This window comes from Kosakonia sp. LAM2021, assembly GCF_016620385.1.
Classification (GTDB): Bacteria; Pseudomonadota; Gammaproteobacteria; order Enterobacterales; family Enterobacteriaceae; genus Kosakonia; species Kosakonia sacchari.
Genome location: NZ_JAENHT010000010.1, coordinates 96,053 through 115,637, shown reverse-complemented (window position 1 = coordinate 115,637; position 19,585 = coordinate 96,053). Strand labels below are relative to the sequence as shown.

Here is a 19,585-nt window from a genome sequence, read left to right as displayed (position 1 = left end):
TCGACCCCTTAGTGAGAGGTTTCCGCGTGGCTCATGTCCATGCCTTCCATACCCTGGTGCTCGCTATGCTCGCCCTTCGGTTGGTTCATGTCCATGCTCATGCCGTGGCCCATAAATTTGTTGATAACGTCTTTAAACAAATCGGGTTTCACGCTGGAGAAGTATTCAACCTTGTTGTATTCGCTTGGCGCAGCAAGTTTGTCATACGCTGCCATATCCGGCAGTGTATTCGGAGCTTGTTTCGCTTTTGCGACCCACTGGTCGAATGCGGCACGGTCCGGCGTAGCAATTGCTTTAAACTTCATACCCGAGAAGCCCGGGCCGCTGTAGCTTGCGGAGATACCATCGTAGGTACCAGCTTCGTTGGCGATCAGATGCAGGTTGGTCTGCATACCGGCCATCGCATAAATCTGGCTACCCAGTTTCGGGATAAAGAACGAGTTCATCACGGAGTTGGAGGTCACTTTGAACTGAACCGGAACGTTAGCCGGGAAGGCGATTTCGTTCACGGTAGCAATGCCCTGCTCCGGATAGATGAAGAACCATTTCCAGTCCATAGAAACAACTTCAATGGTGATCGGCTGTTCGTCATGGGCTAATGGTTTGCTTGGTTCAAGCGCGTGGGTGGTTTTCCATGTCAATACGGCAAGGAACAGGATGATCAGAATTGGCACCGTCCAGACCACAGCTTCCACTTTATTGGAGTGTGACCAGTTAGGGCTATACTTCGCATCTTTATTGCTCGCACGATACTTCCAGGCGAAACCAACGGCCATCAAGATGGCGGGAATAACGACAATCAACATCAGGCCAAAAGCCGTCAGTATCAGCGAACGTTGCTCCAGTCCAATCTGTCCTTTGGGGTCAAGAAGTGCAGAATCGCAGCCACTGAGTAAAACAGTACCGGCGATTAATGACAACCATCCCAAACTTTTATTGTATTTCCTGAGTCTCATTTAACGACCTCAATTCCACGGGATCTGGTGGCGCTTAAAGTGTGCGGGCATTTTACGGAAAGGTTACGTTACTGTAAACATGATTGGCTCTGTGTCAGTAAGGTGTTACTGGCTTTTGCCGTTTATGTCACATCGAATGCAACAATCTGTAAAAAAAGCGATTCGCACTGCCAGAAAGTGAGATTATAACGGAAAAATTACATCACAATCAGTCATGGGGGTAAATTGGTATAACCAATTAGTTAAATATACATTTATTTAACAAATATCCAGCAAATATCGAACATTATTGGAACGAACTTGAAACACAACAATTAATAACCGTGCTGAATCGTTAAAGAGTAGCCTTTAATTTATAAGGCACAAAACAATTAAGATTTTTTATTTGCTCAGTTTGAATTAGGTGATTTGCTAAAAAGACAGGGTGTTTATTTATTGAGCATAATAATAACTTCTGTGAATTGTTTTGGGCCGTTTTTATTTTTTGATGACCTGATTTTAATAGGAAAATAGCCAGCAAATATATTCTTTAGTGATTTTTTTGTCACTTTACTGCTTTTTAACATTTTCAGGCTTTCGACGCCGAAAAGAAGCGCCCGCAGGCGCTTCTTAATCACGTCTTTTTATCACGTCATAGCAACTCGGTTTTACGTAGGGCCAGCAAATCCAACACACCGCCAAACACAATGCCGATAATGGCTAACAGCGCGCCCCATTCCAGCAGCGTGGTGCCGAAAGACCAGGTAGTAAAACCTGTGGCGTTAATCATCAGCACCAGCAGCCAGCATCCTAACAGCACGCAACCGGCGCTCAGTATGCGCAGCGCCAGCCGGTACGCTGCAGCGTATTCCGTCCTGCAGAGAAAACGTTCACTCTGTTGCGTAAATGCCAGTGTTTTTTTGCACAACACCAGCAATACCAGGCCGGGAAGCGCGGCCACAATCGAAAAGAGATAGAATGTCGACCAGCTGTAGCTTTCAACAAACCAGCCAGCCAGCGGGCCGACATAGACGCGCCCAACCGCCGACAGGGCCGAGAGCAAAGCAAACTGCGTTGCGGAGAAGGATTTGTTGCAGAGCGTCATTAATAGTGCAACAAACGCTGCGGTCCCCATGCCGCCACACAAGTTTTCTAAAAAGACGGCTGAACCCATCGTAAAAATGCTTTTCGCCGTAATCGATAGCAGCCAGTAACCGGCATTCGAAATGGCCTGCAGTACGCCAAAAATGAACAGAGCACGGAACAGGGATAACCGTTGCATCAGTACGCCGCCAAACAACGCGCCGATAATCGTGGCGATAAGCCCCAGGGTTTTGTTCACCACGCCGACTTCTCCGGCGTCAAAACCAACGCCGCGGATGAGAAATGTTGTTGTCAGGCTCATGGCGAACGCATCGCCCAGTTTGTACAGCACTATTAATAGAAGGATAAGCCAGGCGTTATTGCGCCCGAAGAAATCACGCAGCGGTTCGACAACGGCGCGTTCCAGCGTTTTCGGCACCGGAATCACATCCTCTGGCTCCGGTGCGAGCAGGGTAGCGATAATGCACGGGACCAGTAGCACAGCCATTAACCAGTACATCCCTTGCCAGCCGAGCCAGCGATCTGCCAGCCATAAGGCCAGCCCCCCGGAAACCAGCATTCCGAGCCGATAGCCCAGCACACTGATTGCCGCGCCTGCGCCTCGCTCTTCGAGCGGCAGCACATCCGTTTTCCATGCATCGAATACAATATCCTGAGACGCAGAGCAGAACGCGATAAGCACGGCCAGCGCTGCCATCCAGCGTAAATGGTTGGCAGGATAGAGGAAACCCATTGCGGCAATCGACACCAGCAACAGGATTTGCGTAAGGAGCAGCCAACCGCGACGACGCCCGAGTAAAGGCGGCGTGTAGCGATCCATCAGCGGCGACCACAGAAATTTAAAGACGTAAGCCTGGCCGACCAGAGAAAAGAAACCGATGGTTTTTAAATCGATGTTTTCAACGGTCATCCATGCCTGGAGCGTGCCGCTGGTCAGGGCGAGAGGCAAACCGGAAGCGAAACCCAGAATCAGCAGGATGGCTGATTTCGGCTGAGTGAATATGCGTAAGTAGTGACTGGACATGAGTTAAAAACTGGCCCGGAAAACCGGGCCAGAAAAAGATTAACGGGCGTTTTGCTTGATGAAATCGTGAATGCTGGTGTCCTGAGACATATCAGCGATGGTATCAGTCAATACGCTGTTAACCGCACCGGCAATCTTGTCGTTGGTAGCCTGGAATGCGCCTTCAACGTTATAGCTTGCGCGGTAGTTTTTGGTCATTTTGTTGCCGTTCGCGGCAGTGGCGATGATTGCAATATCCGCCTTGGTCGCAATGTTGTAGCGGACGTTGCCCTGAGAGACATCCGCATACAGCTGGTTAACAATAATCTGCAGGTTTACCGCACCGTTCGGCCCGATCATATAACCGCGCGCGGTCATCTGTTTTTCCAACACTTCTTGCAGCAGGAAACGCAGATCGCGGGAAGCGGTCAGGGTGACTAGCTGGTTATCGCGCGTCACTTTAGCCAGCGCCTGATCCGGGCGCTGATCGGCACCGTTGATGCTCACGGTGACACCCATCAGGCTTGGATCCTGCTGCGGCAGAGTAATTTTTGGGGTGACATCAAGCGTTGTCGGCGGGGTTGCGCACCCGGCCAGCATAAATAAAGCAACCAACGGAAAGAGTATTTTTTTAAACATGTTCAGGCTCTCAAGGATCTAAGCTTCTGGGGGAAAATTCTCGCCATCATAACATTGCCGCTGTTAAGAGGAAGTCCTCAATGCATGGAAATTCATCGTCTTGTGCTTTTTTTGCCCTCAAAAACCTTTTTATGGGTGATACCACGCAAAAAAAGCTGCTTTCAGTAGAGTTCATCGCCTTGAGCGCGAAAATAGGACGAACGCTAATTTTTTGTTGTTTTATTGTTATAGAGACGGTAAAAGCGGCTAACATTTAAAGAGATGGCTGGCATCTCAGCGTTGTCGGAGGTGTAATATCATGATGATGCGCGAACAAATAGAAGCAAAGCTGAAGGCGGCATTTGAGCCCCTCATTCTCGAGGTTGTTGACGAGAGCTATCGTCACAATGTCCCCGCAGGTTCTGAAAGTCACTTCAAAGTTGTACTGGTGAGCGACCGCTTTACTGGAGAGCGTTTTCTGAACCGTCATCGCATGATTTACGGCACGTTGGCAGATGAACTGTCTACGACGATTCATGCACTGGCTCTGCATACTTACACACTTAAGGAGTGGGAAGGTTTGCAGGATACCCTGCTGACCTCGCCAGCCTGTCGCGGTGCCGGAAGCATCGCGTAGAAAACCTGGTTGCAACTGCCCAAACTTTTCCAGTATGTTGCATGCAGATTATGTAAAAACGGCCTACGGGCCGTTTTGTTTTGTCTGAATTTTGAGCGAGAAACGCCCTTTTTTGAGCGAAATTGCTTCAGAAGTGTGAAAAATGACGCACCATTGCGACATTCCCGTTCTCGACTCATATCTGTGATGCCGCTATAATGCTGCGTCTTATTTTTCGGAATGTCTTCGGGATGATTCTGACGACAGGGAATGTATATCTGATTTGAGAGAACATCCCGGTTCTGCAAGCGAAACGGTTTGCTTCGCAGAGTAGAGTTGACCGAGCACTGTGATTTTTTGAGGTAACAAGATGCAAGTTTCAGTTGAAACCACTCAGGGCCTTGGGCGCCGTGTAACGATTACAATCGCTGCTGACAGCATCGAGACCGCTGTGAAGAGCGAGCTGGTCAACGTAGCGAAGAAAGTGCGTATTGACGGCTTCCGTAAGGGTAAAGTACCGATGACCGTTGTTGCTCAGCGTTATGGCGCGTCTGTTCGCCAGGACGTTCTGGGCGATCTGATGAGCCGCAACTTTATCGATGCGATCATTCAGGAAAAAATCAACCCAGCTGGCGCGCCGAATTATGTTCCGGGCGAATACAAACTGGGCGAAGACTTCACCTACTCTGTAGAGTTCGAAGTGTATCCGGAAGTTGAGCTGAAAGCGCTGGATACCATTGAAGTCGAAAAACCGGTTGTTGAAGTGACCGATGCTGACGTAGACACCATGCTGGAAACTCTGCGCAAGCAGCAGGCGACCTGGAAAGACAAAGACGGCGCTGTTGACGCTGAAGATCGCGTGACCGTTGATTTCACCGGTTCCGTTGATGGCGAAGAATTTGAAGGCGGCAAAGCCACTGATTTCGTACTGGCAATGGGCCAGGGCCGTATGATCCCGGGCTTTGAAGACGGTATTAAAGGCCACAAAGCGGGCGAAGAATTCACCATCGACGTGACCTTCCCGGAAGAGTACCACGCAGAAAACCTGAAAGGTAAAGCGGCGAAATTCGTCATTAACCTGAAAAAAGTTGAAGAGCGTGAGCTGCCGGAACTGACTGAAGAGTTCATCAAACGCTTTGGCGTTGAAGATGGCTCCGTTGCGGGTCTGCGCGCTGAAGTACGCAAAAACATGGATCGCGAACTGAAAGGCGCGGTGCGTAACCGTGTTAAATCCCAGGCGATTGAAGGCCTGGTAAAAGCGAACGAAATCGACGTTCCGGCTGCACTGATTGACAGCGAAATCGACGTTCTGCGCCGCCAGGCTGCACAGCGTTTCGGTGGCAACGAGAAGCAAGCTCTGGAACTGCCGCGCGAGCTGTTCGAAGAGCAGGCTAAACGCCGTGTTGTTGTTGGCCTGCTGCTGGGCGAAGTTATTCGTACCCACGAGTTGAAAGCTGACGAAGAGCGCGTTAAAGGCCTGATCGAAGAGATGGCATCTGCGTATGAAGATCCGAAAGAAGTGATCGAATTCTACAGCAAAAACAAAGAGCTGATGGAAAACATGCGTAACGTCGCGCTGGAAGAACAAGCGGTTGAAGCGGTTCTGGAAAAAGCGAAAGTGACTGAGAAAGCCACTTCCTTTAACGAACTGATGAACCAACAGGCTTAATCGACTTCTGCGATAGTTAAAAGCAATAAGCCCGTCACCTGCTTGCTGGTGACGGGCTTTTTTTATCGCATCAGGACTATCAGATCTGTGCTAAAAGGGCGTTTCAGTGTTAGCGTAACAGCAAAAGATTGTTATGCTTGAAATCAGGTAATGTCATCCCCACTAAGGGAATAGCGACAGAAAAGACTCTGGCTGATAATCCGTCCGTGAGGCGTCGTAGTCAGACCCCACTCACTCAAGTACAATCAGTACAGCAGGTTTGTTAATTTTTTATCCAGGAGACGGAAATGTCATACAGCGGCGAACGAGACAACTTTGCACCCCATATGGCCCTGGTGCCAATGGTTATTGAACAGACCTCACGCGGTGAGCGCTCTTTCGATATCTACTCCCGTCTTCTCAAGGAACGCGTAATTTTTCTCACTGGTCAGGTTGAAGACCACATGGCGAACCTGATTGTGGCGCAAATGCTCTTTCTGGAAGCGGAAAACCCCGAAAAAGACATTTACCTGTACATTAACTCGCCTGGCGGGGTAATTACCGCAGGGATGTCAATTTATGACACCATGCAATTTATCAAGCCTGACGTCAGCACGATCTGTATGGGTCAGGCCGCGTCAATGGGCGCATTTCTGCTGACGGCGGGTGCAAAGGGCAAGCGTTTCTGCCTGCCAAATTCACGTGTGATGATTCACCAGCCGCTGGGCGGCTACCAGGGCCAGGCGACGGATATTGAAATCCACGCGCGTGAGATTCTGAAAGTGAAAGGGCGCATGAATGAACTTATGGCGCATCATACGGGTCAATCTTTAGAACAAATTGAACGCGATACAGAACGTGACCGTTTCCTTGCCGCGCAAGAAGCGGTTGAATACGGGCTGGTTGATTCAATTTTAACCCATCGTAACTAAGCTCAGGCTGCAGGTGCCGCTATACTATTGAGTACAAGCGGCACACGCTTGAGTAATGTTTTGCGCCTGGAATGGCATATGCGTCGTCATGTGCGGCACAAAGAACAGATAAGAGGTTTTGACTCATGACAGATAAACGCAAAGATGGTTCGGGCAAACTGTTGTACTGCTCTTTTTGCGGCAAAAGCCAGCATGAAGTGCGTAAGCTGATCGCCGGGCCATCCGTGTATATCTGCGACGAATGTGTGGATCTGTGTAACGACATTATTCGCGAAGAGATTAAAGAAGTTGCGCCGCATCGCGAGCGCAGCGCGCTGCCGACTCCGCATGAAATTCGCCATCATCTTGATGATTATGTCATCGGTCAGGAGCAGGCGAAAAAAGTGCTGGCGGTCGCGGTATATAACCACTACAAACGTCTGCGCAATGGCGACACCAGCAACGGCGTTGAACTGGGTAAAAGTAACATTCTGCTTATCGGGCCGACAGGTTCCGGTAAAACGTTGCTGGCGGAAACGCTGGCGCGTCTGTTGGATGTCCCGTTCACCATGGCCGATGCCACGACGTTGACCGAAGCAGGTTACGTGGGTGAAGACGTTGAAAACATCATTCAGAAACTGTTGCAGAAGTGCGACTACGACGTGCAGAAAGCGCAGCGCGGGATTGTCTACATCGATGAAATCGACAAGATCTCCCGTAAGTCTGATAACCCGTCGATTACCCGTGACGTTTCCGGCGAAGGTGTACAGCAGGCGTTGCTAAAACTGATCGAAGGTACCGTAGCTGCAGTTCCGCCGCAGGGTGGACGTAAGCATCCTCAGCAGGAGTTTTTGCAGGTTGATACCTCTAAAATCCTGTTTATCTGTGGTGGCGCGTTCGCAGGGCTGGATAAAGTGATTTCTCACCGTGTTGAAACCGGCTCCGGCATTGGTTTTGGCGCAACGGTGAAAGGAAAATCTGAGAAAGCCAACGAAGGCGAATTACTGGCGCAGGTTGAACCGGAAGATTTGATCAAATTCGGTCTGATTCCTGAATTCATCGGCCGTCTGCCGGTCGTTGCAACGCTGAGTGAATTGAGCGAAGAAGCACTTATTCAGATTCTGAAAGAGCCTAAAAACGCCCTGACGAAGCAGTATCAGGCGTTGTTTAACCTGGAAGGCGTGGATCTCGAATTCCGCGACGAAGCGCTTGACGCTATCGCTAAGAAAGCAATGGTGCGCAAAACTGGCGCTCGTGGGCTGCGTTCTATCGTTGAAGCCGCGTTGCTGGACACGATGTATGACCTGCCATCGCTTGAAGATGTCGAGAAAGTGGTGATTGATGAGTCGGTCATCGCGGGTCAAACCAAACCCTTGCTGATTTATGGCAAGCCGGAAGCGCAGCAGGCATCTGGCGAATAATTAACCAAATCTTACAAGCAGTTAATCGAAAAGGGGGGATTTTATCTCCCCTTTTATTTTTCCGTAAACACAGCGTTGAATGTGTGGGAAACATCCCCATATACTGCTTTACATGTTAATGGTGCGTGTTGCACAGTCACGTCACCTGATTACCTGGCGGACTTTAAACTAAGAGAGAGCTCTATGAATCCTGAGCGTTCTGAACGCATTGAAATCCCCGTATTGCCGTTGCGCGATGTGGTGGTTTATCCGCACATGGTCATTCCGTTATTTGTGGGACGGGAAAAATCTATCCGTTGTCTGGAAGCGGCCATGGACCATGATAAAAAAATCATGCTGGTTGCACAGAAGGAAGCCTCAACGGATGAGCCGGGTGTAAACGATCTTTTCACCGTCGGGACCGTGGCGTCTATTTTGCAAATGTTGAAACTGCCCGATGGCACGGTAAAAGTGCTGGTCGAGGGGCTTCAGCGCGCGCGCATTACCACGCTTGCCGACGATGGTGAGCACTTCTCAGCGAAAGCAGAATACCTTGACTCGCCGGCTATCGATGAGCGCGAGCAGGAAGTGCTGGTGCGTACGGCGATCAGCCAGTTTGAAGGCTATATCAAACTCAACAAAAAAATCCCGCCAGAAGTGCTGACGTCGCTCAATAGCATCGACGATCCTGCGCGTCTGGCTGACACCATCGCTGCGCACATGCCACTGAAACTGGCGGATAAGCAGTCCGTGCTTGAGATGTCCGACGTCAACGAACGTCTGGAATATCTGATGGCGATGATGGAGTCTGAAATCGATCTGTTGCAGGTTGAGAAACGCATTCGCAACCGCGTGAAAAAGCAGATGGAGAAATCCCAGCGTGAGTACTATCTGAATGAACAGATGAAAGCCATTCAGAAAGAACTGGGCGAAATGGATGACGCGCCGGACGAAAACGAAGCGCTGAAGCGTAAAATCGACGCCTCGAAAATGCCGAAAGAGGCAAAAGAGAAAGCCGAATCTGAACTGCAAAAGCTGAAAATGATGTCGCCGATGTCTGCGGAAGCAACCGTGGTGCGCGGCTATATCGAATGGATGGTGCAGGTACCGTGGAACGCGCGTAGCAAGGTCAAAAAAGATCTGCGTCAGGCGCAGGAAATTCTGGATACCGACCACTACGGTCTTGAGCGTGTTAAAGATCGCATCCTTGAGTATCTTGCGGTTCAGAGCCGTATGAACAAGTTAAAAGGGCCGATTCTGTGCCTGGTGGGACCTCCGGGGGTTGGTAAAACCTCGTTGGGTCAGTCCATTGCGAAAGCTACCGGGCGCAAATACATCCGCATGGCGCTGGGCGGCGTGCGTGATGAAGCGGAAATCCGCGGTCACCGCCGTACTTACATCGGCTCAATGCCGGGCAAACTGATTCAGAAGATGGCGAAAGTGGGCGTGAAAAACCCGCTGTTCCTGCTTGATGAGATCGACAAAATGTCGTCTGACATGCGTGGCGATCCTGCGTCAGCACTGCTGGAGGTCCTGGATCCGGAACAAAACGTGGCATTTAGCGATCACTATCTGGAAGTGGATTACGACCTCAGCGACGTCATGTTCGTTGCGACCTCCAACTCCATGAATATTCCGGCGCCGCTGCTGGATCGTATGGAAGTGATTCGCCTTTCTGGTTACACCGAAGACGAAAAACTGAACATTGCTAAACGTCATCTGCTGACCAAGCAAATCGAACGTAATGCGCTGAAACCTAATGAATTAACCGTTGATGATAGCGCGATCATTGGCATTATCCGTTACTACACCCGCGAAGCGGGTGTGCGTGGTCTGGAACGCGAAATTTCGAAACTGTGCCGGAAAGCGGTGAAACAGCTGCTGCTGGATCCCTCTCTGAAGCATATCGAAATCAACGGTGAAAACCTGCACGACTATCTTGGCGTGCAGCGCTTTGATTACGGCCGTGCGGACGATGAAAACCGCGTAGGTCAGGTCACCGGTCTGGCCTGGACGGAAGTGGGCGGCGACTTGCTGACCATTGAAACCGCCTGCGTACCAGGCAAAGGTAAGCTGACTTACACCGGTTCTCTGGGCGAAGTGATGCAGGAGTCTATCCAGGCGGCGCTGACGGTTGTGCGTGCCCGTGCGGAAAAACTCGGTATCAACGGCGATTTTTATGAAAAACGTGATATTCACGTTCACGTGCCGGAAGGTGCGACGCCGAAAGATGGTCCGAGCGCTGGTATTGCGATGTGCACCGCGCTGGTTTCTTGTCTGACCGGTAACCCGGTTCGTGCAGATGTGGCGATGACAGGGGAAATTACCCTGCGCGGCCAGGTTCTGCCAATTGGCGGTCTGAAAGAAAAACTGCTGGCGGCGCATCGTGGGGGCATTAAGACTGTTCTGATTCCTTACGAAAACAAACGCGATCTGGAAGAGATTCCGGATAACGTTGTTGCCGATCTGGATATCCATCCGGTTAAGCGTATCGAAGAAGTTCTCGCCCTTGCGTTGCAGAATGAACCCTTTGGTATGCAAGTCGTAACGGCAAAATAGTGACCTTGCGCAAAGTGCGTTAATAAAAACAAGGCTGGTGAGTGATTTCGGACTTGCCAGCCTTTTTTTGTATAGCTAATTTAGATTGCTGGTTGGGTGTGTCATCATCAACTGGTGTTGTAAGGGCATGACAGGCCTGATATAACTGCTGCGCGGTCGCGCTGTGAAGGATTCAGGTGCGATATAAATTATAAAGAGAGGAAGAGTAGAGTGAATAAATCTCAACTGGTAGACAAGATTGCCGCAGATGCTGACATCTCTAAAGCTGCGGCTGGACGTGTGTTAGATGCTTTTATTGCTGCCGTTACTGATTCTTTGAAATCCGGGGACGACGTAGCGCTGGTAGGTTTTGGCTCTTTTGTTGTTAAAGAGCGTGCTGCCCGTACAGGCCGCAACCCTCAGACCGGCAAAGAAATCACCATTGCTGCGGCTAAAGTTCCTGGTTTCCGCGCAGGCAAAGCACTGAAAGACGCAGTAAACTGATCGCCTTCCCTTTGAAGGGATAGCGACAAACTACAAGGGCGCATCGCGAGATGTGCCTTTTTTATTTGTGCAGACGCACTTTCTGCGAGTTAATACGCGATGCGGGCTAACAATTACCCCATTTTCTTGTCAAAATACGCGCTTACACGCAGCGGGCAACTTGAGCTGCCTGAGATCTACAGTCACCTACAGCGGAGTGTTGTTACACCATGATGGACAATTTACGCGCGGCGGCAAATCACGTCGTGCTCAAGATCATTCTGGGTTTGATTATCGTGTCATTCATTTTGACTGGCGTAGGTAACTACCTGATTGGCGGTAACAATAATTACGCCGCAAAAGTTAATGGTCAGGAAATCGGCCGTTCACAGTTTGAAAATGCGGTGAATAGCGAGCGCAACCGCATGGCGCAACAGCTGGGCGATCAGTTCTCTGAGCTGGCTGCTAACGAAAACTATATGAAATCGGTGCGTCAGCAAGTGCTCAACCGCTTAATTGATGAAGCACTGCTGGATCAGTATGCAAAAAACCTGGGTCTTGGCATTAGCGATGATCAGGTGAAAAAAGCGATTTTCGCTACTCAGGCATTTCAGGCTAACGGTAAATTTGATAACAATCGCTTCAGCGCCATCGTAAACCAGATGGGGATGAGCACCGATCAGTATGCTCAGGCGCTGCGCAACCAGTTAACCTCTCAGCAACTGATTAACGCCGTTGCCGGTACTGATTTCATGCTCAAAGGTGAGACCGACGAGCTGGCTGCGCTGGTCGCTCAACAGCGTGTTGTGCGCCAGGCGGTAATTGATGTTAACGCGCTGGCGGCGAAGCAGACCGCGAGCGATGAAGAAATTGCCAGCTACTACGATCAGAACAAGAGCCGCTTTATCTCGCCGGAGCAGTTCCGCGTAAGCTATATCAAGCTGGATGCTGCATCGATGCAGGAAAACGTCACTGACGAGCAAATCCAGGCCTATTACGATCAGCATCAGGATCAGTTCACTCAGCCGCAGCGTAATCGCTACAGCATTATCCAGACCAAAACGGAAGACGAAGCGAAAGCGGTGCTGGATGAGCTGAAAAAAGGCGCGGACTTTGCGGCGCTGGCAAAAGCGAAATCTGCGGACATCATCTCTGCGCGTAACGGCGGTGATATGGGCTGGCTTGAAGATGCCACCACGCCGGAAGAGCTGAAAAACGCCGGTCTGAAAGAGAAAGGCCAGCTGTCTGGCGTCATTAAATCTTCTGTGGGTTACCTGGTTGCACGTCTGGATGATATCCAGCCTGCGCAGGTGAAACCGCTGAACGATGTGCGTGATGAACTGGCAGCGAAAGTGAAACAGGAAAAAGCGCTGGATGCATGGTACGCGCTGCAGCAGAAAGTGAGCGAGGCGGCGAGCAACGATAACGAATCGCTGGCGGGTGCTGAGCAGGCTGCTGGTGCCAAAGCAGTTCAGACCGGCTGGTTCGGTCGCGATAATCTGCCGGAAGAGCTGAATTTCAAACCGGTAAGCGATGCCATTTTCAATGGTGGTCTGGTAGGGCAGAACGGTACGCCAGGCAGCAACTCCGATATCATCACTGTTGATGGTGATCGCGCATTTGTGCTGCGTATCTCCGATCACAAAGCCGAAGCGATCAAGCCGCTGGACCAAGTAAAAACTCAGGTCAGCGATATCGTGAAGCACAACAAAGCGGAGCAACAAGCAAAACTTGATGCGGATAAACTGCTGGGTGAGCTGAAAGCCGGTAAAGGTGATGATGCGCTGAAAGCGGCTGGCCTGAGCTTTGGTGAGGCAAAAACGCTGGCACGTACTGGCCAGGATCCGGTAAGCCAGGCGGCATTCAATCTGCCGCTGCCAGCAAAAGATAAGCCTTCCTTCGGCACTGCCAACGATCAGCAAGGCAATGTCGTTATTATGGCGCTGGATGAAGTGAAAGCAGGCACGATGCCGGATGCGCAGAAGAAAGCGATGGTGCAGGGCATCACGCAGAACAACGCGCAAATCGCGTTTGAAGCATTGATGAGCAACCTGCGTAAAGAAGCCAAGATCAAACTGGGTGACATCGTCGCTGAGCCACAGCAATAAAAAGGCTCGATGCGCCTCGCAAAAAAAGAGTAATTCTCTGCAAACCTTAAAGGCCGCTTTCGCGGCCTTTTCCATTTTGAATGTTTGTGTTTTGTCTGCGTCCTTTGTTGTGGTTATTGTTGCCTGGCGTTGAAAACAAAGGAGAAACACAATGAAACATGGAATCAAAGCACTCTTAATTTCGCTGTCCTTCGCTTGCGCGACACTGAGCCACAGCGCGCTGGCAGCGCCTTCTGCTGCGGCTAAGCCACCCGCAGTGCAAAGTAAGAGCGACGCCGCCACGCCAGCGCAAAGCAAAGCGCAGGATGCGGCGAAAGGCGCGGATGATGAAGGTGGTACCCGGGTCAGTATCAATAGCGCAACGGCAGAAGAGCTGTCGCGGGTCATGAATGGCGTGGGGATCAAGAAAGCGCAGGCGATTGTCAGCTATCGGGAAGAGTATGGCCCGTTTAAATCTGTAGACGATCTTAAGCAGGTGCCAGGCATAGGAGGGACGCTGGTTGAGCGTAATCTGTCGAACCTGAAACTGTAAGCCGCTTGCGTAGTCGCTAATCTTTGCCAGAATAAAGAGGTCATACCAGTATGACCTCTGTCTCTATAACTATAAACGGTAAAGGTTGAAGCGCTATGCAGACGCAAATCAAAGTTCGTGGTTTTCATCTTGATGTCTATCAACATGTGAATAATGCCCGCTATCTGGAGTTCCTTGAAGAGGCGCGCTGGGATGGGCTGGAAAACAACGAGAGCTTTAAATGGATGACCGCCAACAACATCGCTTTCGTGGTGGTCAATATCAATATCAACTATCGCCGTCCGGCCGTATTGGGCGATGTGCTTACAGTGACCAGCCATGTGCAGCAGATTAATGGTAAAAGCGGTGTGCTGAGTCAGGCCGTGACATTGAACCCCGAGGGGCAAATGGTTGCTGATGCGCTGGTGACGTTTGTCTGTATCGATCTCAAAACACAAAAAGCGCTGGCGCTGGAAGGTGAACTGAGAGAAAGGCTGGAGAAGATGATCCGCGAAGGCGATTAATTCAACCTTTCGCGTCGTTTCGTCGTTCGGATAACGCAATGCCGCCATCAGGCCAAAGCCCGGTGGCGCGCACGCTCACCGGGCCTTATAGTGTGCTTACTTCAGCCCGGTTTTCTGTTTCATTGCCGCCATTACGGCAGGTTTATCCGCCAGGTAGTGCTGTAAACCGTTGGCGCGCAGGTTACAGGCCGCGCATTGGCCGCAGCCATCGCCTTTGATGCCGTTATAGCAGGTCAGCGTCTCGCTGCGCACCAGATCCAGCTTGCCCCAGTAATCCGCGAGCGCCCAGGTCTCGGCTTTATCAATCCACATCAGCGGCGTTTCGAAACGAATATCTTTTGCCAGGCCCAGGTTAACCGCGTGATTCAGCGCCTTAACGAACTCATCGCGGCAGTCGGGATAACCGGAAAAATCCGTTTCGCATACGCCAGTGATCACTGCTTCCGCCTGCACCTGATAGGCATACACGGCGGCCAGCGTCAGAAACAGAATATTACGTCCCGGCACGAAGGTGTTCGGAATGCCGGTCGCGTCGGGTTCATAATCCGGAACCGGAATGCTGTCGCGCGTCAGGCTACTCACCGCCAGTTCATTCAGCAGCGTCACATCCAGCACTTTATGCGCGCGAGCGCCCAGCGTTAGCGCCAGTTCTCGTGCCACATCAATTTCGGCGCGATGACGCTGGCCGTAATCAAAGGTCACGCAATGCACTTCATCGTAGTGCTGCAACGCCTGAACCAGGCAGGTTGTGGAGTCTTGTCCGCCACTAAACACGACAACGGCTCGTTTCATAATTCTTCCTGACAATGACAAATAAAGCACTATGGTAGCGCGAGCCGCTGGCAGCGACCAGCTTCTTCACAGCGATGGGGCAGGAAGCCAGGCTTCGGCAAAATCAAACCAGCCGCGCGTATTTAAGTGGATCCCTTCCACGCCCGGTGGCGCACTAATGCGGTACTGATAATTAAACATCGGGGTGAGAATAGCGTTGTCCATCAAGTGATAAAAAACATCCTGTAGTGCGCGGTTGCGCTGCTGTTCGTCGGGCTGGCGTTGAACCGCATCCAGCGTGGCTTGCAGATGCGCAAATTGTTGAGTGCTCAGCAGGTTTGGCCACAGCGGATCGCAGCGCAGCCACTGTTCCAGCGTGCATTCTGGCGCTTCGCCGATCAGCCTGTCGCCCATCATCAAATCGGCGCTGGCGAGCTGAGTACAACCTTCCCAGTTTTTGCCGTTATGGAAAATCACCGTCAGTTCACAGCCGAGTGTCCGCAAATGTTGCTTAAACTGTTCCGCCATGGTGTGTAATTCCACAGGTAAGTGATAAACCAGCGTAAGTTTGTTAGGTAGCGAAACCTGTTCGGTGGGCCAGTCGGGCATTTGCCAGCCGGGTAAAAGCTCCCGACTTGGCGTGATGAGATTCTCATCCAGCGGCAACGTTTGCAGCAGCGAAGAGTGGCGAATAATCTGCACCAGCCGGCGTAGCTGGGCGTCATTCAACCGTGCACCCGGGCGCAGAGTAAGGTAGCAGAACCCCAGGCTGATACTGTTACTCACCGGCTGCAAGTGTTGCAACTCATCGGCCTCGCCAATGGCAATCTGTACCGGGTGCCGACAACTGGTGCCGAGATCTTGCTCAAAGAGTTGCGGGGTTATCCAAAACTCCACCGCTTTAAGCAGTGGATGGCCCAGGTGGTAATAGTCGTGGCTTTCCAGGCGAACCAGTTCCCGGCTGAATGTCACCAGCCGAAAAGGTCCGGTACCCAGCATCGGTTGCTGCGGGTGCGCCAGACGGCTGCCATAGCTGGCTAGCCTGTGCGCCAGCCAGTAATCGGGGTGATGCAGCTTGAAGGTCAAACACCAGGGATGCGTTATGTCGATACGCTCGACGCTGGCAAACAGTTTTTGCAGGGCGGGCAGCGTCAGCAGCTTGTGCAATTGTGCCTGCAACTGTTCAGCCGTCACGGGGTCGCCGTTATGCCAGTGCAACGTTGAGTGCAGATGAAAACGCCAGCACAACCCATCCGGGCTGATATCCCAGTGATGTGCCAAATCGCCCTGCGGCTGGAAACTGCGTGTCACGAAACGTGTTAAGCCGCTAAAAATCTGCCCGGCTAAATGCTGCTCCGCGCGGCCGGGGAGAAACCCCGGCACCAGCGGATCCAGCGGGCGATAATAGGGAATGCGCAGTGTCGGCGTTTCGTTTTGCCATAAGCCACCCAGAAAGGGATTGAGCAATGCGCGAAGATCGTCAGGATCGAGCTGCGCCAACGCCAGCGCGTTCTGCTGTTGCCCGGCGTTTAACGCGAGTTCCAGCATTTCGCTACGCAGAGATTCAGGCGTGGCGAGAAAATGAAGCTCACCGCGCTTGCCGCGCCCGGATTGCGACTGCCAGTTTAACCAACCCGCTTCCTGCATCTGGCGCAGCAGCGTGCGCATATGCCTCTCGCTGCAAAAACAGCGCGTTGCCAGTTCACCAATGCTGATGGATTGCGCCTCTCCGGCGGATGCCTGCCACAGGCGCTGGTATTGATTAAGCCGATTGAGTTGTCGCATAAACCCGGAACAATAATTTTCATCTATTCACTATTACTTCCGTATATCCCACGCAATACTGGAACGCAACACTGAACTTCACAAAAACGCACTGCAAGCGGAGAAAAATCATGGCACGTCTGGCCGCTTTTGACATGGATGGCACCCTGTTAATGCCCGACCATCGTTTGGGCGACCAAACCTTAGCAACCCTCCGGCGCTTACATGAGCTGGATGTGACGCTCGCTTTCGCGACCGGGCGGCATGCGCTGGAGATGCGCCGCATTCTCAGCGCTATCGCGATGGATGCCTTTTTAATTACCGGCAACGGTACGCGGATCCATTCTCGCGAAGGTGACGTGCTGTATCGCCAGGATCTCAGCCCGGAAGTGGCCGATCTGGTGCTGCACAGCCGCTGGGAAACCGAAGCTACTGTCCACGTTTTCAATGATTCTGGTTGGTTAACCAACAAAGCGTTGCCAGAGACGTTGCAGGCGCACCTTTATAGCGGATTTACCTACCAGCTCACCGATCTCAAACGCCTGCCAGCGCATGACGTGACCAAAATCTGCTTTGTTGGCGATCACGACGATCTTTGCCGTTTGCGCATTCAGTTAAATGAGGTGCTGGGCGCACGCGCGCACTTGTGTTTCTCGGCGATGGACTGCCTGGAAATCTTGCCGGTAGGGTGCAACAAAGGTTCGGCGCTGGCGGTGCTCAGCACGACGCTGGGTTATTCCTTGCAGGATTGCATGGCATTTGGCGATGCGATGAATGACAGAGAGATGCTCGAAAGCGTCGGTAAAGGAATGATCATGGGCAACGCCATGCCGCAATTGCGTGCGGCGCTGCCCCATTTACCGGTAATTGGACACTGCCGGGATCAGGCGGTATCACACTTTTTGACACACTGGCTGGACACACCCAATCTTCCTTATTCCCCCGAATGAAAAGATCTTTCCAGCAAGCCAGGCGCTACTGCCTGGCTTTTTTTTATGCCGTAAGGCGGGCGATTTCGGCTTTCCACTGCTCAATATCACCAAAGTTTGCCGCTACCCATTGCGGGTTGTAGTAGGTGTCCAGATAGCGTTCACCGCTGTCGCACAGCAGCGTCACGATAGAGCCGTTGCGGCCTTCTTCACGCATCCGCGCGGCAAGCTGCAACACGCCCCACATATTGGTGCCGGTGGATGCGCCCACTTTGCGCCCCAGTTGCGTTTCCAGCCATTGTGCGGTGGCAATGCTTGCCGCGTCCGGCACGCGCAGCATCTCATCAACAACGTCGGCGATGAACGAGGGTTCTACACGCGGGCGGCCAATGCCTTCAATTTTACTGCCCACCGCGCTTCGCAGACTGGCGTCGCGATGTTGCCAGTAGTCGAGGAACACTGAATTTTCAGGATCGACCACCATTAACTGGGTGCCATAACCCTGGCTGCGAATATAGCGGCCAATGGTGGCGGAAGTCCCGCCGGTGCCCGCACTCATCACAATATAGTCGGGTTGCGGATGCGGTTCATTTTTCATCTGGCGGAAAATACTGTCGGCAATATTGTTATTGCCACGCCAGTCGGTTGCGCGCTCGGCAAAAGTAAACTGATCCATATAGTGACCGTTCAACTCTTTTGCCAGCCGTTCGGACTCGGCGTAAATCTCGCAGGCGCTATCGACAAAGTGGCAGCGACCGCCGTAGAACTCAATCTGTTCAATCTTGCGTTTCGCCGTACAGTGCGGCATCACGGCAATAAACGGTAAACCTAAAAGCCGTGCGAACCACGCTTCTGAAACCGCCGTGGAACCGGAAGAGGCTTCAATAATCGTGGTGCCTTCTTTGATCCAGCCGTTGCATAAGCCGTAAAGAAACAGCGAGCGCGCCAGACGGTGCTTCAGGCTGCCGGTCGGGTGAGTGCTTTCGTCTTTTAAATAGAGGTTGATGCCTGCAAAACCGGGCAGTGTCAGGCGGATCAAATGGGTATCTGCCGAACGCTGTGCGTCAGCATTGATTTCGTTGATAGCGTATTTAACCCAGTTGCTATTCATGGTGGTTATCCGTTTGTCATTTTGTGCCCAGTCTAGCGAAAGAGAAAGAAAAAAGGGTTGTCATTTCGCCTTTGTATTAGACTATTAAGAGAAAAATATTCTCCTGAGGTGGGTAATGTTAGATAAAATTGACCGCAAACTGCTTTCGCTGTTGCAACAGGATTGTTCGCTCTCTTTGCAGGCGCTGGCAGATGCCGTTAATCTGACCACCACACCGTGCTGGAAACGTCTGAAGCGGCTGGAAGATGACGGTATTTTACTCGGTCGGGTGGCGGTGCTGGATGCCGAAAAGCTGGGGTTAAATTTAACGGCGTTTGTGCTGATCAAAACCCAGCATCACAGCAGCGACTGGTACTGCCGTTTCGTTAACGAAGTCACGCAGATGCCGGAAGTACTCGGTTTCTGGCGCATGGCGGGAGAATACGACTATCTTCTGCGGGTGCAGGTGGCCGATATGAAACGCTATGACGACTTTTACAAGAAGCTGGTGAACAGCGTTCCGGGGCTGTCAGATGTCACTTCTAGCTTCGCCATGGAACAGATAAAATACACCACGGCTTTGCCCATTGAATAACCCTCGCGGCAGTAATTCACTGCCGGAAAATCACGTT

The 19,585-nt window shown here is 51.7% G+C and carries 17 protein-coding genes; 11 read left to right on the top strand and 6 right to left on the bottom strand.

Annotation, left to right across the window (positions count from 1 at the left end):
- Positions 1–8 precede the first annotated feature (8 nt).
- From cyoA to JKP81_RS19240, 3 genes are all read right to left on the bottom strand, one after another.
- Entirely contained in the window at positions 9–956 is a 948-nt protein-coding gene (gene cyoA, locus JKP81_RS19250; RefSeq protein WP_200552978.1) for a cytochrome o ubiquinol oxidase subunit II, read from the bottom strand.
- 631 nt (positions 957–1,587) lie between these two features.
- Positions 1,588–3,063 (bottom strand): muropeptide MFS transporter AmpG, encoded by a 1,476-nt coding sequence (gene ampG, locus JKP81_RS19245; RefSeq protein WP_200552977.1) that lies wholly within the window; start codon positions 3,061–3,063, stop codon positions 1,588–1,590.
- A 39-nt stretch (positions 3,064–3,102) separates the two neighbouring features.
- Entirely contained in the window at positions 3,103–3,681 is a 579-nt protein-coding gene (locus tag JKP81_RS19240; RefSeq protein WP_200552976.1) for a lipoprotein, read from the bottom strand.
- 298 nt (positions 3,682–3,979) lie between these two features.
- On the opposite strand from JKP81_RS19240, the gene bolA reads away from it, so the two are divergent.
- The 9 genes from bolA to JKP81_RS19195 all read left to right on the top strand — a co-directional run bounded on the left by bolA (position 3,980) and on the right by JKP81_RS19195 (position 14,399).
- Entirely contained in the window at positions 3,980–4,297 is a 318-nt protein-coding gene (gene bolA / locus JKP81_RS19235) for a transcriptional regulator BolA (RefSeq protein ID WP_017458883.1), read from the top strand.
- A 349-nt stretch (positions 4,298–4,646) separates the two neighbouring features.
- On the top strand, positions 4,647–5,945 hold the full coding sequence (gene tig / locus JKP81_RS19230) for a trigger factor (protein ID WP_017458885.1): 1,299 nt from the start codon (positions 4,647–4,649) through the stop codon (positions 5,943–5,945).
- Between the two features lie 287 nt (positions 5,946–6,232).
- Positions 6,233–6,856, top strand: a complete 624-nt coding sequence (gene clpP, locus JKP81_RS19225; protein ID WP_017458886.1) for an ATP-dependent Clp endopeptidase proteolytic subunit ClpP — start codon at positions 6,233–6,235, stop codon at positions 6,854–6,856.
- A 125-nt stretch (positions 6,857–6,981) separates the two neighbouring features.
- Entirely contained in the window at positions 6,982–8,256 is a 1,275-nt protein-coding gene (gene clpX, locus JKP81_RS19220) for an ATP-dependent protease ATP-binding subunit ClpX (RefSeq protein WP_017458887.1), read from the top strand.
- A gap of 183 nt (positions 8,257–8,439) precedes the next feature.
- Positions 8,440–10,794: an endopeptidase La gene (gene lon / locus JKP81_RS19215; RefSeq protein WP_200552975.1), complete on the top strand. Its 2,355-nt coding sequence runs from the start codon at positions 8,440–8,442 to the stop codon at positions 10,792–10,794.
- 210 nt (positions 10,795–11,004) lie between these two features.
- Complete coding sequence (gene hupB / locus JKP81_RS19210) at positions 11,005–11,277, top strand: nucleoid-associated protein HU-beta (protein ID WP_017458889.1); 273 nt, start codon at positions 11,005–11,007, stop codon at positions 11,275–11,277.
- A 209-nt stretch (positions 11,278–11,486) separates the two neighbouring features.
- Positions 11,487–13,364, top strand: coding sequence for a peptidylprolyl isomerase (ppiD, locus tag JKP81_RS19205; protein WP_200552974.1), 1,878 nt, complete (start codon positions 11,487–11,489; stop codon positions 13,362–13,364).
- Between the two features lie 151 nt (positions 13,365–13,515).
- Positions 13,516–13,896 carry a helix-hairpin-helix domain-containing protein gene (locus JKP81_RS19200; protein ID WP_200552973.1) on the top strand — a complete coding sequence of 127 codons (381 nt, stop codon included), beginning with the start codon at positions 13,516–13,518 and terminating at the stop codon, positions 13,894–13,896.
- A 95-nt stretch (positions 13,897–13,991) separates the two neighbouring features.
- Entirely contained in the window at positions 13,992–14,399 is a 408-nt protein-coding gene (locus JKP81_RS19195; RefSeq protein ID WP_020456774.1) for a YbgC/FadM family acyl-CoA thioesterase, read from the top strand.
- 96 nt (positions 14,400–14,495) lie between these two features.
- Here the strand turns inward: JKP81_RS19195 and queC are convergent, their stop codons facing one another.
- Both queC and JKP81_RS19185 read right to left on the bottom strand, forming a co-directional pair.
- Positions 14,496–15,191, bottom strand: coding sequence for a 7-cyano-7-deazaguanine synthase QueC (queC, locus tag JKP81_RS19190; protein WP_200552972.1), 696 nt, complete (start codon positions 15,189–15,191; stop codon positions 14,496–14,498).
- Between the two features lie 66 nt (positions 15,192–15,257).
- Positions 15,258–16,955, bottom strand: a complete 1,698-nt coding sequence (locus JKP81_RS19185; RefSeq protein ID WP_200552971.1) for an SgrR family transcriptional regulator — start codon at positions 16,953–16,955, stop codon at positions 15,258–15,260.
- Between the two features lie 110 nt (positions 16,956–17,065).
- Between JKP81_RS19185 and cof the strand changes: the two genes are divergently transcribed.
- Entirely contained in the window at positions 17,066–17,884 is an 819-nt protein-coding gene (gene cof, locus JKP81_RS19180) for an HMP-PP phosphatase (protein WP_200552970.1), read from the top strand.
- Between the two features lie 43 nt (positions 17,885–17,927).
- Here cof and JKP81_RS19175 read toward each other — a convergent pair whose 3' ends face one another.
- Complete coding sequence (locus JKP81_RS19175; RefSeq protein ID WP_200552969.1) at positions 17,928–18,974, bottom strand: PLP-dependent cysteine synthase family protein; 1,047 nt, start codon at positions 18,972–18,974, stop codon at positions 17,928–17,930.
- A gap of 115 nt (positions 18,975–19,089) precedes the next feature.
- On the opposite strand from JKP81_RS19175, the gene JKP81_RS19170 reads away from it, so the two are divergent.
- Entirely contained in the window at positions 19,090–19,548 is a 459-nt protein-coding gene (locus JKP81_RS19170; protein WP_017458897.1) for an Lrp/AsnC family transcriptional regulator, read from the top strand.
- Positions 19,549–19,585 lie beyond the last annotated feature (37 nt).

What these genes read in the sequence shown, in the direction of transcription:
- cyoA (WP_200552978.1), bottom strand. Translation starts at nt 956, where the DNA reads ATGAGACTCAGGAAATACAATAAAAGTTTGGGATGGTTGTCATTAATC.
- ampG (WP_200552977.1), bottom strand. Translation starts at nt 3,063, where the DNA reads ATGTCCAGTCACTACTTACGCATATTCACTCAGCCGAAATCAGCCATC.
- JKP81_RS19240 (WP_200552976.1), bottom strand. Translation starts at nt 3,681, where the DNA reads ATGTTTAAAAAAATACTCTTTCCGTTGGTTGCTTTATTTATGCTGGCC.
- bolA (WP_017458883.1), top strand. Translation starts at nt 3,980, where the DNA reads ATGATGATGCGCGAACAAATAGAAGCAAAGCTGAAGGCGGCATTTGAG.
- tig (WP_017458885.1), top strand. Translation starts at nt 4,647, where the DNA reads ATGCAAGTTTCAGTTGAAACCACTCAGGGCCTTGGGCGCCGTGTAACG.
- clpP (WP_017458886.1), top strand. Translation starts at nt 6,233, where the DNA reads ATGTCATACAGCGGCGAACGAGACAACTTTGCACCCCATATGGCCCTG.
- clpX (WP_017458887.1), top strand. Translation starts at nt 6,982, where the DNA reads ATGACAGATAAACGCAAAGATGGTTCGGGCAAACTGTTGTACTGCTCT.
- lon (WP_200552975.1), top strand. Translation starts at nt 8,440, where the DNA reads ATGAATCCTGAGCGTTCTGAACGCATTGAAATCCCCGTATTGCCGTTG.
- ppiD (WP_200552974.1), top strand. Translation starts at nt 11,487, where the DNA reads ATGATGGACAATTTACGCGCGGCGGCAAATCACGTCGTGCTCAAGATC.
- JKP81_RS19200 (WP_200552973.1), top strand. Translation starts at nt 13,516, where the DNA reads ATGAAACATGGAATCAAAGCACTCTTAATTTCGCTGTCCTTCGCTTGC.
- JKP81_RS19195 (WP_020456774.1), top strand. Translation starts at nt 13,992, where the DNA reads ATGCAGACGCAAATCAAAGTTCGTGGTTTTCATCTTGATGTCTATCAA.
- queC (WP_200552972.1), bottom strand. Translation starts at nt 15,191, where the DNA reads ATGAAACGAGCCGTTGTCGTGTTTAGTGGCGGACAAGACTCCACAACC.
- JKP81_RS19185 (WP_200552971.1), bottom strand. Translation starts at nt 16,955, where the DNA reads ATGCGACAACTCAATCGGCTTAATCAATACCAGCGCCTGTGGCAGGCA.
- cof (WP_200552970.1), top strand. Translation starts at nt 17,066, where the DNA reads ATGGCACGTCTGGCCGCTTTTGACATGGATGGCACCCTGTTAATGCCC.
- JKP81_RS19175 (WP_200552969.1), bottom strand. Translation starts at nt 18,974, where the DNA reads ATGAATAGCAACTGGGTTAAATACGCTATCAACGAAATCAATGCTGAC.
- JKP81_RS19170 (WP_017458897.1), top strand. Translation starts at nt 19,090, where the DNA reads ATGTTAGATAAAATTGACCGCAAACTGCTTTCGCTGTTGCAACAGGAT.